The sequence below is a fragment of the Anaerocolumna aminovalerica genome (assembly GCF_900115365.1).
GTDB classification, from domain to species: Bacteria; Bacillota; Clostridia; order Lachnospirales; family Lachnospiraceae; genus Anaerocolumna; species Anaerocolumna aminovalerica.
Window position 1 is genome coordinate 18,140 of sequence record NZ_FOWD01000044.1, and the last position, 15,039, is coordinate 33,178.

General features: G+C 33.3%; 11 protein-coding genes and 1 tRNA gene. 5 read left to right on the forward strand and 7 right to left on the reverse strand.

Going from position 1 to position 15,039, the window contains the following annotated elements:
* Positions 1-94: 94 nt before the first annotated feature.
* On the reverse strand, positions 95-2,734 hold the full coding sequence (gene alaS, locus BM183_RS17640; RefSeq protein ID WP_091688460.1) for an alanine--tRNA ligase: 2,640 nt from the start codon (positions 2,732-2,734) through the stop codon (positions 95-97).
* A 179-nt stretch (positions 2,735-2,913) separates the two neighbouring features.
* On the opposite strand from alaS, the gene BM183_RS17645 reads away from it, so the two are divergent.
* The 3 genes from BM183_RS17645 to BM183_RS17655 all read left to right on the forward strand — a co-directional run bounded on the left by BM183_RS17645 (position 2,914) and on the right by BM183_RS17655 (position 6,832).
* On the forward strand, positions 2,914-4,614 hold the full coding sequence (locus tag BM183_RS17645; protein ID WP_091688462.1) for a S8 family peptidase: 1,701 nt from the start codon (positions 2,914-2,916) through the stop codon (positions 4,612-4,614).
* Between the two features lie 246 nt (positions 4,615-4,860).
* Positions 4,861-5,454: a 50S ribosomal protein L25 gene (locus BM183_RS17650; RefSeq protein ID WP_091688464.1), complete on the forward strand. Its 594-nt coding sequence runs from the start codon at positions 4,861-4,863 to the stop codon at positions 5,452-5,454.
* A 349-nt stretch (positions 5,455-5,803) separates the two neighbouring features.
* Positions 5,804-6,832 carry a LacI family DNA-binding transcriptional regulator gene (locus tag BM183_RS17655; protein ID WP_091688466.1) on the forward strand — a complete coding sequence of 343 codons (1,029 nt, stop codon included), beginning with the start codon at positions 5,804-5,806 and terminating at the stop codon, positions 6,830-6,832.
* Between the two features lie 455 nt (positions 6,833-7,287).
* Here the strand turns inward: BM183_RS17655 and BM183_RS17660 are convergent, their stop codons facing one another.
* The 3 genes from BM183_RS17660 to BM183_RS17670 form a co-directional block, all read right to left on the reverse strand.
* Positions 7,288-7,983, reverse strand: coding sequence for an SDR family oxidoreductase (locus tag BM183_RS17660; RefSeq protein ID WP_091688468.1), 696 nt, complete (start codon positions 7,981-7,983; stop codon positions 7,288-7,290).
* Positions 7,984-8,165: 182 nt separating this feature from the next.
* On the reverse strand, positions 8,166-9,014 hold the full coding sequence (locus BM183_RS17665; RefSeq protein WP_330392445.1) for an SPL family radical SAM protein: 849 nt from the start codon (positions 9,012-9,014) through the stop codon (positions 8,166-8,168).
* Positions 9,015-9,156: 142 nt separating this feature from the next.
* Positions 9,157-10,017 carry a 5'-methylthioadenosine/S-adenosylhomocysteine nucleosidase family protein gene (locus BM183_RS17670; RefSeq protein WP_091688472.1) on the reverse strand — a complete coding sequence of 287 codons (861 nt, stop codon included), beginning with the start codon at positions 10,015-10,017 and terminating at the stop codon, positions 9,157-9,159.
* 186 nt (positions 10,018-10,203) lie between these two features.
* Here BM183_RS17670 and BM183_RS17675 point away from each other — a divergent pair, with 186 nt between their 5' ends.
* Together BM183_RS17675 and BM183_RS17680 are read left to right on the forward strand one after the other, a co-directional pair.
* A complete protein-coding gene (locus BM183_RS17675; protein ID WP_091688474.1) occupies positions 10,204-11,082 on the forward strand; it encodes an acyltransferase domain-containing protein in 879 nt (292 codons plus the stop codon).
* A gap of 37 nt (positions 11,083-11,119) precedes the next feature.
* Positions 11,120-11,494, forward strand: coding sequence for a PH domain-containing protein (locus BM183_RS17680; protein WP_091688480.1), 375 nt, complete (start codon positions 11,120-11,122; stop codon positions 11,492-11,494).
* 269 nt (positions 11,495-11,763) lie between these two features.
* Here the strand turns inward: BM183_RS17680 and BM183_RS17685 are convergent, their stop codons facing one another.
* The 3 genes from BM183_RS17685 to BM183_RS17695 form a co-directional block, all read right to left on the reverse strand.
* A complete protein-coding gene (locus BM183_RS17685; protein ID WP_091688476.1) occupies positions 11,764-13,041 on the reverse strand; it encodes a LysM peptidoglycan-binding domain-containing protein in 1,278 nt (425 codons plus the stop codon).
* A gap of 627 nt (positions 13,042-13,668) precedes the next feature.
* Positions 13,669-13,740 (reverse strand) — tRNA-Glu (locus BM183_RS17690).
* Positions 13,741-13,874: 134 nt separating this feature from the next.
* Complete coding sequence (locus BM183_RS17695) at positions 13,875-14,927, reverse strand: IS30 family transposase (protein WP_091687853.1); 1,053 nt, start codon at positions 14,925-14,927, stop codon at positions 13,875-13,877.
* Positions 14,928-15,039 lie beyond the last annotated feature (112 nt).

A 15,039-nucleotide genomic window follows, 5' to 3' on the forward strand; every position in this document is an offset into this window, starting at 1 on the left:
TTTTGTAAACAAGTTTTGTGATTAAAGTTTTTCACAAATATTTATTTTTAACAAACTGTATAGTCTTTACTTCTTTTATATAGGCATTTTTAAATTATTTAATTTGTCCTTCCAATATGGAACCAGCCTTTGCTATTAATTCATCCACACCGTCAGGGTTCTTTCCACCTGCCTGTGCCATGTTCGGACGGCCGCCGCCGCCTCCACCAACTAATACAGCAAGTTCTTTGATTAGATTTCCTGCATGAGCGCCTTTTTTCATTGCTCCTTCTGTAGCCATGGTAATTAAATTAACTTTACCTTCCATTACAGAAACCAGTACAATAACACCTTCACCCATCTTATCTTTTAGCTGATCGCCCAGGTTACGTAATCCATTCATGTCTACATCAGGAACTTTGGCTGCCAATAATTTAACGCCTTTTACTTCTATTACCTGATCCATGACATCACCTAAAGCATCTTTTGCTAATTTATTCTTCAGCTTTTCATTTTCCGCCTGAAGAGCTTTGATTTCCTCATGTAAAGACTCAATTTTCTTAGAAAGCATAGCTGGTTCTGCTTTTGCAACTTTTGCGGCTTGATTTAGTTCTTCTTCAATCTCTTTATAATAAGTGAATACACCTTTGCCGGTTAAAGCTTCAATTCTTCTAACACCTGCTGCCACACCGGTTTCAGAAAGTATTTTAAACACAGTAATACTTGAAGTATTGCTTACATGTGTACCTCCGCAAAGTTCTTTACTAAAATCACCCATGGATACTACACGGACATTATCGCTGTATTTTTCACCAAATAAAGCCGTAGCTCCTGTTTTCTTAGCTTCCTCCATGGACATAATCTCAGTATGAACGGTTAAACCAGCAGTAATTTCTTCATTTACAATTGCTTCTACCTTCTCAATCTCATCTTTGGTTAACGCTGAGAAGTGGGTAAAGTCAAAACGTAATCTATCACTGGATACATAGGAACCGGCCTGTTCTACGTGAGAACCTAATACAACTCTAAGGGCTTTTTGTAGAAGATGAGTAGCACTGTGGTTCTTTCCGGTAGATAATCTGTTGTCCATGTCAATTGCTAAGTTAACCTGCTCTGTAACATGTAATATTCCTTTTATTACTTTTCCAACGTGGCCGATTTTACCACCTTGTAATTTAATAACATCTTCTACTTTAAATTCTGCATCAGCTGTTTTTATAACACCTATATCAGCAACCTGTCCACCGCTGGTTGCATAGAAAGGAGTCTCTTCAACTATTATTGTACCATTTTGACCTGCAATTAATTCATTAACAACATCCGTTTCTGTAGTTAAAGCAGTTATTTTAGATGTATGATTTAATTTGTCATATCCAACAAATTCACTTGATAAGCTTGGATCTAACTGTTGATATACGGTTTCATCCGCACCCATGTAGTTTGTTACGGCACGTGCACTTCTTGCAGTTTCTCTTTGTACGTTCATGGCTTCTTTAAAGCCTTCTTCATCAATGGCAAAGCCTTTCTCTTCCAGAATTTCTTTTGTTAGATCAATTGGGAATCCATAAGTATCGTATAATTTAAAAGCATCTTCACCAGATAAAGTTTTTTCACCTGTTTTTATAAGGTTCTCTTCTAATTCGGACAGAATACTTAATCCTTGATCGATTGTTTTATAAAAATTGTCTTCTTCTATAGTTAATAATTTAAGAATATAATCTTTCTTCTCTTCCAGTTCCGGATATCCGTCTTTAGAACCTTCAATAACTGTTGTACTTAAAGTAGCTAAAAAACGGTCTTTAATTCCAAGAAGGCGTCCATGGCGTGCTGCTCTTCTAAGTAATCTGCGAAGGACATAGCCTCTTCCTTCATTAGATGGAATAATACCATCTGAAATCATAAATGTAACTGAACGTATATGGTCAGTTATTAAACGTATAGATACATCAACTTTAGGATCTTGTTTGTAAGTGACTCCTGCAACCTGACATACTCTTTCAAGGAGTGCTTTAATAGTATCTACATCAAATATAGAATCAACATCCTGAACTACAACAGCAAGTCTTTCCAGCCCCATACCGGTATCAATATTTTTCTGAGATAATTCTGTATAATTGCCATTGCCATCATTTTCGAACTGTGTAAATACATTATTCCAAACTTCTATATAACGGTCACATTCGCAGCCAACTGTGCAGCCTGGCTCTCCACAACCATATTTTTCGCCCCGGTCATAATAGATTTCCGAACATGGTCCGCAAGGCCCTGCTCCATGTTCCCAGAAGTTATCTGCCTTCCCAAAACGGAAGATTTTTTCTGCTGGAACACCAATTTCCTTATTCCATATGTCAAATGCCTCATCATCATCTTCATAAACAGATGGATATATTCTATCTGCTTCTAACCCAACTACTTCGGTTAAAAATTCCCATGACCAAGCAATTGCTTCATGCTTAAAATAGTCACCAAAGGAGAAGTTACCAAGCATTTCAAAAAAAGTACCATGTCTGGCTGTCTTCCCAACGTTTTCTATATCACCGGTACGTATACATTTTTGACAAGTAGTAACCCTTTTTCTTGGTGGAATCTCTTGTCCAGTAAAGTATGGTTTTAATGGCGCCATACCGGAATTAATTAATAATAAACTCTTGTCATTTTGTGGAACAAGAGAAAAACTGTTTAATTTTAAATGTCCTTTACTTTCAAAGAAATCTAAGAACATTTTCCTTAGTTCATTTACTCCATATGATTTCACTATGTTTGCCTCCTACGCACATCAATGTTTTCTCTCTGTTTCTTCTATAATAAGAGAGTTCACTAGTATCTCATTATAAATATTATTTAAATATTTGTCAATAAAATTGCAATAGGCATAGAATAAAGTAATCTTAATCTCATATATTTAATAACAAGTATTAAAATGGGGGGAGTAACTTGGATTTAGAATGTAGAGAAAGAATATATAGTGAAGACTATTTTGACTTGTTAATAGAATATGGAAGATATTTAGGTGAACTACAGGCTAATCCAAATTTATGTTACACCATAATTAATATCACCCATGCTGCTGTATATTACCCGATTGCCGAATTACCAAGTAATTTTCTTCAAATATATGGTTATGGTGCTATTCCTTCTTGCTTCGGACTTTTAGACATGCTAAGCTTAGAAGCCTCAGGCGTAAGAAGAGTACGTAGTATTCCCGCTCTAGATTTAAGAGGTGGGGGTGTTTTAGTAGGCATTATTGATACCGGTATAGATTATACTCACCCTGCTTTTGTAAATGCAGATGGAACTTCAAAGATTCTTTCAATTTGGGATCAAACTATTATTACAGATAATACTCCGGAAGGCTTTTTTTATGGGACGGAATATACACGAGCACAAATTAATGAAGCTTTAGCCAGTGAAAATCCCTTGTCCATTGTTCCAAGTGTTGATGAAGACGGTCATGGTACTTTCTTATCAGGTATTATGGTAGGTAATCCGGATGAAGCCAATAACTTCAGCGGAGTTGTTCCTGATTCGGAATTGGTTGTTGTTAAATTAAAGCCAGCAAAAAACAATCTGAAGGAATTCTTTTCAATTCCACCGGAAGCCCAGTGTTATCAAGAAACTGACCTTTTACTTGGGCTAAAATATTTAAATAGAGTTGCAGAAAGCTTACATAGGCCAATGTCTATTGTAATAGGACTTGGAACTACTCAAGGAGGGCATGACGAACGGGGAGCTTTAAGCAGCTCTGTGTCAAGAGTAGCAGATTATGCAGGAATATCCATTAGCGTTGCCGCCGGAAATGAAGGAACCAGCAGATTACACTACTTAGGTACCATACCTAATAATGAGGAATATAATACGGTGGAGTTAAGGGTAGGTCCAAATGAATACGGATTTTCTATGGAGCTTTGGGGTGATGCTCCCAATACCTATTCTTTGGATATTTTATCACCTTCCGGAGAATATATTCCTCGAATTCCAGCCAGATTCGGTGAGTCTAGAGAAATTCGTTTTATTTTTGAGGAAACAGTTATTCTCCTTGACTATCAGCTAGTGGAAGCCCAGACCGGCGATGAGCTTATTTTATTAAGATTTAGGAGGCCTGCCGAAGGAATCTGGAGATTCCGTGTTTATGGTTCTGGCCCACTGGAAAGGCGATTTCATATATGGATGCCTTTACAATCCTTTTTAACCAGTGAAACCTATTTTCCGGAAGCAAGTCCTGACTACACCCTGACTTCTCCAGGTAATGCTGTAGTACCTATTGTAGTCACTGCATACAACATTGCAAATCAAAGTTTGTATTTACAAGCAAGCAGAGGGTATACAAGAACCAATGCCATAAATCCTAACTTTGCAGCACCAGGAGTTAATTTAATTGGCCCTGCATTAAATAACCAATATACAACCTTTTCAGGTACCAGCGTTGCTGCTGCTCATACAGCCGGCATCGCTGCCATGCTGTTAGAATGGGGAGTAGTACGCCGGAATCACATTCTTATGGATAGTGTGGATATCAAAAACCTATTGATACGGGGAGCGATAAGAGACCCTAATATTGTATATCCCAATCGGGAATGGGGTTATGGAATATTGGATATTTATAGTACCTTCCTTAATTTAAGAGGGGATTTCTAGGGAATCGTGTTATCATATAAAATGTTTTATTTTTTCAGTTTCTAATATACTTTAGTAACTTATTTTTATTAATTTTAATTAAAATTGATTATTTTATGATAATTATTTCGCTTCCTTGACTTTTTTCTAATAATATATATAATTATAGTTAAGTTTTTATTTTTTGCTATAGCAGTGCCTATAAATTTTCTGTTTTATACGGTTTTTTATAGTATAATTTATTTACAATTAAGGAGGTTAAATAATATGCAAGAAACACCAATCATGGAAGTAGAAGCAAGATCTGAGATTAAGAAAGGTAAAAATAAAAAGTTAAGAGAAAATGGTTTTATCCCTGGTATTATTTCCGGAAAAGGAATGGAATCCATACCAGTAGCTGTTAAAAAAGATGAATTTAGAAAATGCTTAAACAAATTCGGAAGAAATGCCATCATTAAACTTAATAGTTCAGACGGTAATGAATATAATGTTATGGTAAAGGGATTCCAAACATCTCCACTGCATTACGATATCATTCATATAGATTTTCAAAAAGTTTCTCTTTCTGAAGAAATAAAAGCTCAAGTACCTATTAAAATTACCGGTCAGGAATTATTAGAAGCAAAAAGACTGATATTAAACAGACAATTAGATGCTGTTTTGGTAACCGGATTACCTCAGGATATTCCTGATGATATAGAAGTTGATGTATCTAATCTAACCCCAGGAAGTACTATCAAGTTAAGTGATCTTACATTACCTAAAGGGTTAACCTTATCCAGCGGATCAGATCAACTACTGCTCTCTGTTAATGATGCCAGAGTACAGGAATCTGAAGAACCGGAAGAACCTGAAGCTTAAATTTTATAGATATAAATTAGGCTGGATGTATCATTTCATCCCTGCTGAAATAAGTTGAATAATGAAAACAATAAAGGCTGTTACAAATCAGTTGTCATTGATTGGATATTTTCTCTGTAGTATTAGAGATTAAAGATTCAAATGACAATATGGTAACAGTCTTTTTTATTATTTGAATATAATTCTATATATTTTAAATTGATATTTTATAGTATTTTCATTGAAAAATAGGAGATTTTTTAGTAAAACAAAATTTAATTTTTATCTAGTAAAACATTTCATTTTAACATATAATTGTACTTGAGTAGATTGATGTACTACCAAATAGTATGAAAGGGTTGAATAAAATTTGAATATAAAGGAATTAGCCAAAATTGCTGGTGTTTCCCCTGCTACAGTCTCTCTTGTATTAAACAACAAAAAAGGTGTTGGCGAAGAAACTCGAAGACATGTGAATGCGGTTCTTGAGGAATATAATTATGCTATCCCTAAAAGGACCAAAAGTACACCTAAGAATATATTGTTTATAAAATATATAGAACAGGATTTAATGATTGAAGAAAATTTCGGATTTACTGCAGCTGTTATGGATTCCATCGAAAATGATTGCCGAAACTTTGGATATAGCCTAAGTATTTTAACTTCAGAAAATTGTCTGGAAGAAACTTTACAAAGTATTGATTTTACTTTATATCAGGGGTTAATTCTTTTAGGTACAGAACTGGATTTTCATACATATCCGATACTTGAGAAAATACCCATCCCTTATATAGTAATTGATAATAAAATGCCGCATATGGAATGTAATTGTATCGCACTAAATAATAACGAAATGATTTACAAAGCTCTATCTCACCTTACAGCTTTAGGCCACAGAAAAATTGCATATTTTAGAAGTAATAAAATGACTTCAAATTCCGAAGAACGTAAGGATTCCTTTTTAGCAGCATGTGAAAAATGTAATCTTACTTATGAACCGACGAATGAATTATTATTAGCCCCTACTTTACTGGGAGCCTATCAAGGTATGAAAGAATATTTAGAGCGATCTATTTCGTTGCCAAGTTGTGCCTTTGCAGACAGTGATGCTATTGCCATTGGAGCAATAAAAGCCTTAAAAGAATATAATTATAAAATACCCGAAGATATTTCTATAATTGGATTCGATGATATACCCTTTTCTGCTATAAATTCTCCTTCTCTTACTACTATTGCTGTTCCTAAAAAATTAATTGGTTCTATGGCATTAAGACAACTTCATACTACCATTGAAGATCCAACATTTCAAAATATAAAAATTTTTGTAGGTGGAACAATTGTTGTTCGTGAAAGTACGAAAGAATGGACCGGAATAAATAATTATAAAAAAATAGATTAAATTCCCCGCATTCAGTGGTATGAAGCGGGGAATTATTTATATAGGTTTAAACATTGGGCTATGTAAGATAAACAGTAATCTAAGGGGGATACTATTTACACTTCGTTAATTAGTAATAAATTAATTTAATTAATTTAATTAATTTTACTAAAAAGTAATTACAACATAAGTACCTAAAATAATTTTATAACATTTTTAAAATTACTTATAAGTAGCTTGCTATTATAATGTTTAGTAATATTTAGTTATTATTTAAATCTTTTTTAATATTAATTTATTAAACTATCATCATTATACTACTAATAAATTGTATATGTCAACTATTTTCTACCAAAAGATAAATATTTCTTTGCGATAGTACTTATTTAGACAATAATTTTAATAATGTTTAGTTTCTATTTCAAAAATTATTTATTAATCATTTACTAAACTCATTGCAAATCATATTTAGGTCACTATCCTTTCTTTGCAATTTGATGTCTCTGGGGCTGTAAGGTTATTTCAGATATAACCGACCCTTCTCTTTGATTTAATATCATATCAATAGTTGCAGCCACCTCTTTTGCCAAAAGATAAGTATCCTCCTTTTCACCTTCACAAAAGTCAGCATTCCGGTAAAAATTAGATTTGGTCATATCTGGGTGAATTGCTGTTACTTTTACTCCATATTTTCTAACCTCATCAAATAAACTTTGGGAAAAGCTAGTTAACCCTGCTTTCGTGGCACCATAAGCGCAACCATGGGTGTTGGTCTTTTTAGCGGTAACAGAAGAAATGTTTATTACATAACCCGAATTCTTTTTTAAATCTCGTAATAAAATCTGGGTCAGAATCATAGGGACTTCCAGATTAACAGTAACCATTTCCTGAATCTTCTTAGTATTTTGCTCCTCATGAGGTCCAAAATAACCAACTCCGGCATTATTCACCAGAACATGAATCTCTTCTTCCTTACGAATTTTCTTAATCTTATTACACAAATCAGAAGTATTCATCACATCACAATTAACAGGAATAAAATTTTCCGCCTTAAAATCCATTCCTGAAAAATCTCTTCCAAAACCAAAAACTTTATACTGATTTTTAACCAGAACCTTGCTGATTTCTAAACCTATTCCGGAAGAGGCTCCGGTAATAATGGCTGCTTTCATTTTAATAACCATGCTCCTTTCACAGTTGAAAGAATGAAATTCTTTCAACTTTTAAATATGATATCGCTTTGCGACATCTCAAATTATAAATGAAGAAATCTATATGAAAACTTCAATGGATTCTCATGTTGGCGTTCTTCAGAATGGAAGACATGGTCTTCCATTTATGAAGATGCATTTCTTCACACTTCCCATACGAATATTCTATATTCCGGAATAATCCGGTTTATTTTCTCATAAATAAAGTTTATCATTTCCTTCGACCGCTTTTGGCCATAGTGAAAAACCCCATTCTCATTTTCAAAAGGATATTGAATAATTAAGGAATCCGGTCTTTGTTTTCTCATTTGTTTCATATAATCACGAGAAACACGAAAGACTCCGATACTGACATCTTTTATTCTGCTACCAGGAATCATGAAAAATGTAGTTTCTATCATCTCACAATATAGCTTTTTCCAATGTTCCGTATATATCACAGGATCAAAACATAACCTTACGGGGAAGCCTTTTTGTATTACTTCCTGAATACAACTAAGCCGTTGCATAAAGGAAGGTGTATTATGTTCAAAACCCTCTGCTATCCCTTGAGGAGACAGTGTCCAGGCAAATATTGTGTTTTCATTTGGAATCAGCTTGTTAAAGGGAGATCGGTTAGCACTTTTGGTTCGTATTTCAATTGTTAAGTCAGGATGCTTTAAAGTAAATTCCGACCACTCTTTTACATATCCTAAAACATTTTCCATTGCCAATAAATCCGTGTCGTAAGAAACACATAAGTAAACCGGATGTTTCTCCAATAATAGCTCCACTTCCTGAAATATATCTTCCAGATTCACAAATATAACCTGATACCCGGATGGATACATTCCCTGCAAATAGCAGTACTCACAATCATATACACAGTTCATTACTGAGGAGGTGTAGTAAAAATGCTTATTCCCAAAGTTTTGGCATACTGGCGCCCCCTCGTATAGAAGATTATTCTGCTTTTTGGCTAAAATCAGACTTGGACTTTGTTTTTGCAGCATATAATTTTGATGGCTCCTGCAAAAAACATCTTTGTAATGATTAATTTCTACTAATATAGAATTAGGAAAATGAGAAATAATCCTCTGTGTATTTGGATGATCGTAAGCTTCCTTCTCTATATAAATATGTGAATAATACGGATTAAATAAGTTTTGACTTAAGTTGCTCAAAATATTTCTTCCCTTCTGTTTTTGTTTTACAAGGCATATCAGGATTATTCATATATTGATTTAATCTTTCGCAAAAGCTTCCATGAGCAAGCTTATAATAACGTAATATTTGCCGCAGCTGATGTTCCATTGATACGGAACATTGCAAGTTGACAATAACTTTTCTTATGCACTCCTCTTCTTCCTCTAGAAAAGAAATCTGGTTTACTAAACAGTTTCTATGAATTTGTTCCAGCCAGGATGTGATCTTTTCTATATTACTTCCTATCAGATCCGTCACTTTTTCTGGAGTTACCTTCTCTCCTGTACCATAGTCGGAAACAACTTTTAAGAAAATCAACTGGTGGGGCTGAAAGAAGATACTTGCTCCCTGATAAGCACCTGCTGCTTCCATATCTATGAGACATTCTTTATCCATACCTGCTTTTCCATTTACATATTTTTCTTCTCTTTTATTATTAATAATGTTGGGACTGCTGATAATACTGCCTTCTAAAAAGGGATGAGCAAAGAGAACATCCGGATAATAGCTTCTGTTTGTCACTTGTTCTGTAATTTTATTACATAAAAATAAGGTTCCCACAGAAATATCATTGTTCATCCCTGCACAAATTCCTATGTTGATAAAAAGATCTGACGGTCCGGGAATATGCCCTGTACATAGATAGGTTACTCCAATAGCAGCATTCATACTGCCGGTTTTAGTAATAATTAATAGAATAGAATCATTACGAAATATTTGGAATTTACTTTCTATCATATCTTTCTTTAAATTATAATGACGAATGAAGGGTTGTGCTTCACAATATAGTGCCGTTGAAATATATATCATATCTTTAGCCTTCTTTTTTTATTATAATGATATTATTATGGTTTATATTAATTGGGATGTCAATGGGCTTATCTATAAGGCTTAACATCCAAATTAATAATTTAAGATATTGCTATCGTGTTTTATATAAGATAAAATATTAAGTAAATTAAGATATAATAAATAACTTAAAAAGGTGGTTAAATTATGAGTGATGAATTATTTTTAACAGAACTAATGAGTAAGATACACTTTCCCCAAGAAGCACAAGAAATATTTCTAGCACTATATCAACGAATATTACATAATCCTGAATACGATAATAGTATGAAGTCTGCTGTTCAATTATTTATACATACTTCTTCTGAAAAGGCATTTGCAGAAATTGATAAGCTTTCTGTTGAATTAAAAGAGCATTCCTATACAATGTCAATGTTACTTTTACTATTATGTGCCAAACCTTTAATGGAGAAATATTCGGAAAAAGGATTACCTGAGGATATTTATTGGGATTCAATTAAAGATCTTGGATATAAATTAAAGGAATGCCACCATGTATACGGTATATGGGGTACTTTTGTTCGTGACTGGTTTCCGGGTTATTACCAAATGTCACGTTTTGCATTAGGCCGTATGCAATACGAATGTGCATCCTTTTCCTTTGATACAGTTACCATAAACGGAATAACCATAAAATCTGGTGATAAAGTTCTTATGATACATATCCCCTCTAGCGGATCCTTTACAAAAGAGGAACGGTTAGAATCCTATCATAAGGCTAAGGAATTTTACAGTAAGGAATTTGACAATCAACCAATACCTGTAGTCTGTGATTCCTGGCTTCTGTATCCTGCCTATAAAGAAGTATTTCCCACCCATTCCAATATTCGAAGTTTCATAGATGATTTTTCTTATATTTACGAAAAAGCAGAGGAAGAATTCCTTGATGCATGGAGATTATTCGGCAATGATTATAACAAGTCACCGAAAGATTGGCCTAAGACCACTTCTTTACAAAAAGCATTTGCAGAATATTTTATAAGTGGGGGTAAGGCCGGAATAGGCTATGGTATTTTTATTTTATAATAATTTTACATATATATTTTTATTAAGGGAGGAAAAAATGATTGATTTTAATAACAAAGGTTTGGTAAAGCTAAAAGGAGAATCCTTAAAGTACGGTGAAAATGCAGTAGAAGAACTTCTAATTGATGGTGAATTTGTAACCGGCAGCTACGTATCTATTAGAGACAGAGTTGTTTTTACAAACAAGAGAATTATTAGCTGTAATGTGCAAGGCTTAACCGGAAAGAAAGTAGATTATACCTCAATACCATACAGCAAGATTCAAACCTATTCTGTTGAAACAGCCGGTCTGCTTGACTTAGATGCAGAGCTGGATATATGGTTAAGTGGAGTAGGTGTGGTTAGATTTGAATTATCCGGAGGAGCCAACGTTAAGGCTTTGTGTAAAAATATAAGTGAATATATTCTGTAATAGAATTGATATAATAAAACGTAATGAGCTGTATTAATTATATACTCCAAAGTGTTAAAAATGGTCAATACTTGACTATTGTCGGCGGTCATATAGTCCAATAAATTCAATCTTTAAATACCCTACACATTTTGATAGAGTGTGCAGGGTATTATTAAATTTTTCTAATTAATGATCAGATTTAATATTTTATAATAAATCATTTCTGATACAGGAGCGTTGGATTGCTTTTCTCCTACATCAGAATTAATAAATCTATTATTTCCATCCTATATGAATTTTTCAATCTCATATTGTGAATTAATTACTAACCACAATTGCGGATTATAAATAGTTATATTCCATATCCCTAACCCATAAAGATCATATTTAACCACTATATCTAATAAGGAATTTATACTTCTTGAATCTATAAACCATACAATGTGCTGTACTTGTTCATCATAATATAGAAAATAAGGTGTCTGTGATAATTCATCAAATTGTATTACTGCACCTTTCTCTCCTGCTAAATTAATAGCTCTTTCATAAGTAATAGAATAAATACTCGAAAATCCCGGCAAAAACGGAAGTTCCCAATCGTAACCAATAGTAGCAATACCAATGATTATTTTATCTGATGGTATATAATTATTTACATAATTTAAAAATGCATCTATATTATAAATTGAACTGATAGGTCCGGGTGGGTTTATATTAGTTGCCCATTGGTAATTCATAAAAATAATATTTTGTGCTAAATCATTTAAAATAGAATAATCGACTCTTTCAAAGCTAACTTCACTACCATTATTACTTATATTGGGATTTATCGTTAAAAATACGGAATACCCCTGAGCACTCAATCGATCCGTAAACTTTGCAAAGAATGCATTGTATAAATATATATTAGATATGTTTATATACTGAAAAGATAAATTAACTCCTTGATAACCTTTTACATTTAAAATACTTAATAAGTTTTCAATAAAATTGTTTTGAAAATCTTCATCGAATAATAAATTATATTCTATTCCTAAGTTCGCTTCGCCTTGTATGGTTAATGTTGTTATTAACAATAAAGGCATTGTTCCATACTCTTTTGCAATTTTAATAATCTGTGTATCGTCAAAATAAGTAATTATTTCTCCATCCCTTGTAGCTGTATAATTCAAAATTGAAAGATACGTTAAATAAGGTAATGTCTTTCTTAATATTTCTATATTAATATTAGGATTCGTATTACCATGTACTACTATACTGCCTTTTTTACTGTAACTGATTACAAGAATTTCTCCAGGATATATAAACACTCTGTCTGAAAGAAATGGGTTATTCATTAGTAATTGCATAATAGTAATATTATATAAATTTGCTATGCCTTCTAATGTATCACCTTCTTGAACGGTATAAGTGACTTCAGGAATTGCTATTACGATTGATTGTCCTATTACTAATCTTTCAAGATTTTCTAAACCGTTATCCTGAATTAACCTTGTTACGGATATTCCATAAAAATCAGATATTGATTGAATGGTATCACCTTGCTGAACTACATGAATTACCATAAATAATCCTCAATTATTTATTTGTTTTAATATATGATTTTAGATAAATTCCGTGCAAACTCTATTATCAACAAGGTAACAATGCTTTCTGCTATTTCATTCTTATAATCCAATGAAATATCATGTAACCTTGCTAAATCTGGCATATGGCTCACCTCTTAACTTAAACGATGTTATAAATTGAAATATTCACATATTGCAATTATGTTTCCATCTTCATTTATTACAAGGATTTCAATTATTTTTGGTTTTTTAATTGCCAATCTACATTTTCATTTAACACCTTCTTACTTATCCTAACAAATATGGGAACATTACAGAAATCGAAATTCAAAAAGGTAAAAATACCAAAGGGCAAATACTACCTTCCAAGAATGAGAAATTATGTTCATACAGGAAAAACAATGCACCAAACAACCTTATTAAAATATTCAAATAAAATTTTAACATTAAAGATATAAGAGCAAAAAACAAGGTTAGTATAACGCTTTATAATAGAAAAAGTTAAAAAACGGTTGAAAAATCCGTTGAAAAATTTATAATTTTCAAATAAAAAACCACCTTAGAGAATTTTCTAATCTCTCTAAAGTGGCTTATTTACTAGGTTCATAACCATATTAATATTAGCAGCTCGTACGAGAATTGAACTCGTGATTCCGCCTTGAGAGGGCGGCGTCTTAACCACTTGACCAACGAGCCTTGCGACAACAAATATTCTACTACATTAAGACTAAGATTGCAAGCATTATTTGATGAATTTTTTAAAAAATGAAAATTGCAAGTTTAAATGTCGTGTAAATATTTGGTATTCATTATTGTTATCATACACAATGTTATGCTATCTTTACTTCATTTGGAGTTCTATATCCCAGTATCCGTCTCGGATAATTATTAAGCCAATTCTCTATATATTTTATCATAGATGGAGTCACATCATCTATGCTGCCCCCCTTCGGTATAAACCGTCTGATCAGTTTGTTTGTATTCTCATTTGTACCCCGTTCCCATGAACTGAATGGGTGGGCATAATATACCTTGGTCCGGGTCTTTTTCTTCCTTTTAACTGATTTTTCTATGCCTCCAAAATCAAGGAACTCGCTTCCATTATCCACTGTTATTGTTTTAAACATTTCCACAAATCGCTCATACCCATGTTTCTTCTCCAGGCTGTCCAGAGCCTTTTTAACACATTCCTGGGTTTTCCCTGTCATCTTGAAAATGATTTCCTCACGGCTCTTTCTCTCGCTCAATACAAGCAATACAGCCTTACCTTTGTTCTGTCCCCCAATTACACAATCCATTTCCCAGTGCCCGTATTCATCCCTATTCTCGATCTCATCAGGGCGCTCTTCTATGCTGGTGCCTTTCAGATTCTTTAATGCCACTTTCGCCTTCCGGTAGATTCGCCTCTTTCCTTCTTTCTTTAACGGAAGATCTTTATTAGTCAAATGAAGAAATAATCCAGAGTCAATGTAGTTATATAGTGTTTTTGTGCAGATAGATGTCTGAAACTTTCCTTCCAGTCTTATTCTGCCTATGACTGCATCAGGTGAATATTTCTCCTCCACGATCATTCGCTCAATATATCCTGCCAGCTCATGATCATTTCCAATCTTATAATTCCTTCCCTTATTTGCTGCGTTCTCGTCGTATTTACGCTGTGCAGTATCTGCGCAGTAGGTCTTGTACTCCCTTAACTCCGTATCAAGTAGTATTACAGTACCTCTTTTAATCTCACGCTGGATGGTGCGTTCACTCTTTCCAAGCAGCTGGGCTATTTGCCAGGCTTTCTTATTATCCTTGAGGTAAGCTTCAATTTTATATCTTTCGATTTCTGTTAAATGTTTATTTTTTGTGCTGTTTGTGGTAATATGAATTAGACTCATGGTAGTTACTTTTTCCTTTGTAAATGTTTTTGTGGTGATTACATTATACAATAAAGAACTACCATGTTTCTTTTTATATTTAATTATCCGTCACTTAATCTTACAACTTACC

Excerpts from the sequence above, each read along its gene's own strand:
- BM183_RS17650 (WP_091688464.1), top strand. The coding sequence starts at position 4,861 with ATGCAAGAAACACCAATCATGGAAGTAGAAGCAAGATCTGAGATTAAG.
- BM183_RS17660 (WP_091688468.1), bottom strand. The coding sequence starts at position 7,983 with ATGAAAGCAGCCATTATTACCGGAGCCTCTTCCGGAATAGGTTTAGAA.
- BM183_RS17665 (WP_330392445.1), bottom strand. The coding sequence starts at position 9,014 with ATGCTGCAAAAACAAAGTCCAAGTCTGATTTTAGCCAAAAAGCAGAAT.
- BM183_RS17670 (WP_091688472.1), bottom strand. The coding sequence starts at position 10,017 with ATGATATATATTTCAACGGCACTATATTGTGAAGCACAACCCTTCATT.
- BM183_RS17675 (WP_091688474.1), top strand. The coding sequence starts at position 10,204 with ATGAGTGATGAATTATTTTTAACAGAACTAATGAGTAAGATACACTTT.
- BM183_RS17680 (WP_091688480.1), top strand. The coding sequence starts at position 11,120 with ATGATTGATTTTAATAACAAAGGTTTGGTAAAGCTAAAAGGAGAATCC.
- BM183_RS17685 (WP_091688476.1), bottom strand. The coding sequence starts at position 13,041 with ATGGTAATTCATGTAGTTCAGCAAGGTGATACCATTCAATCAATATCT.
- BM183_RS17695 (WP_091687853.1), bottom strand. The coding sequence starts at position 14,927 with ATGAGTCTAATTCATATTACCACAAACAGCACAAAAAATAAACATTTA.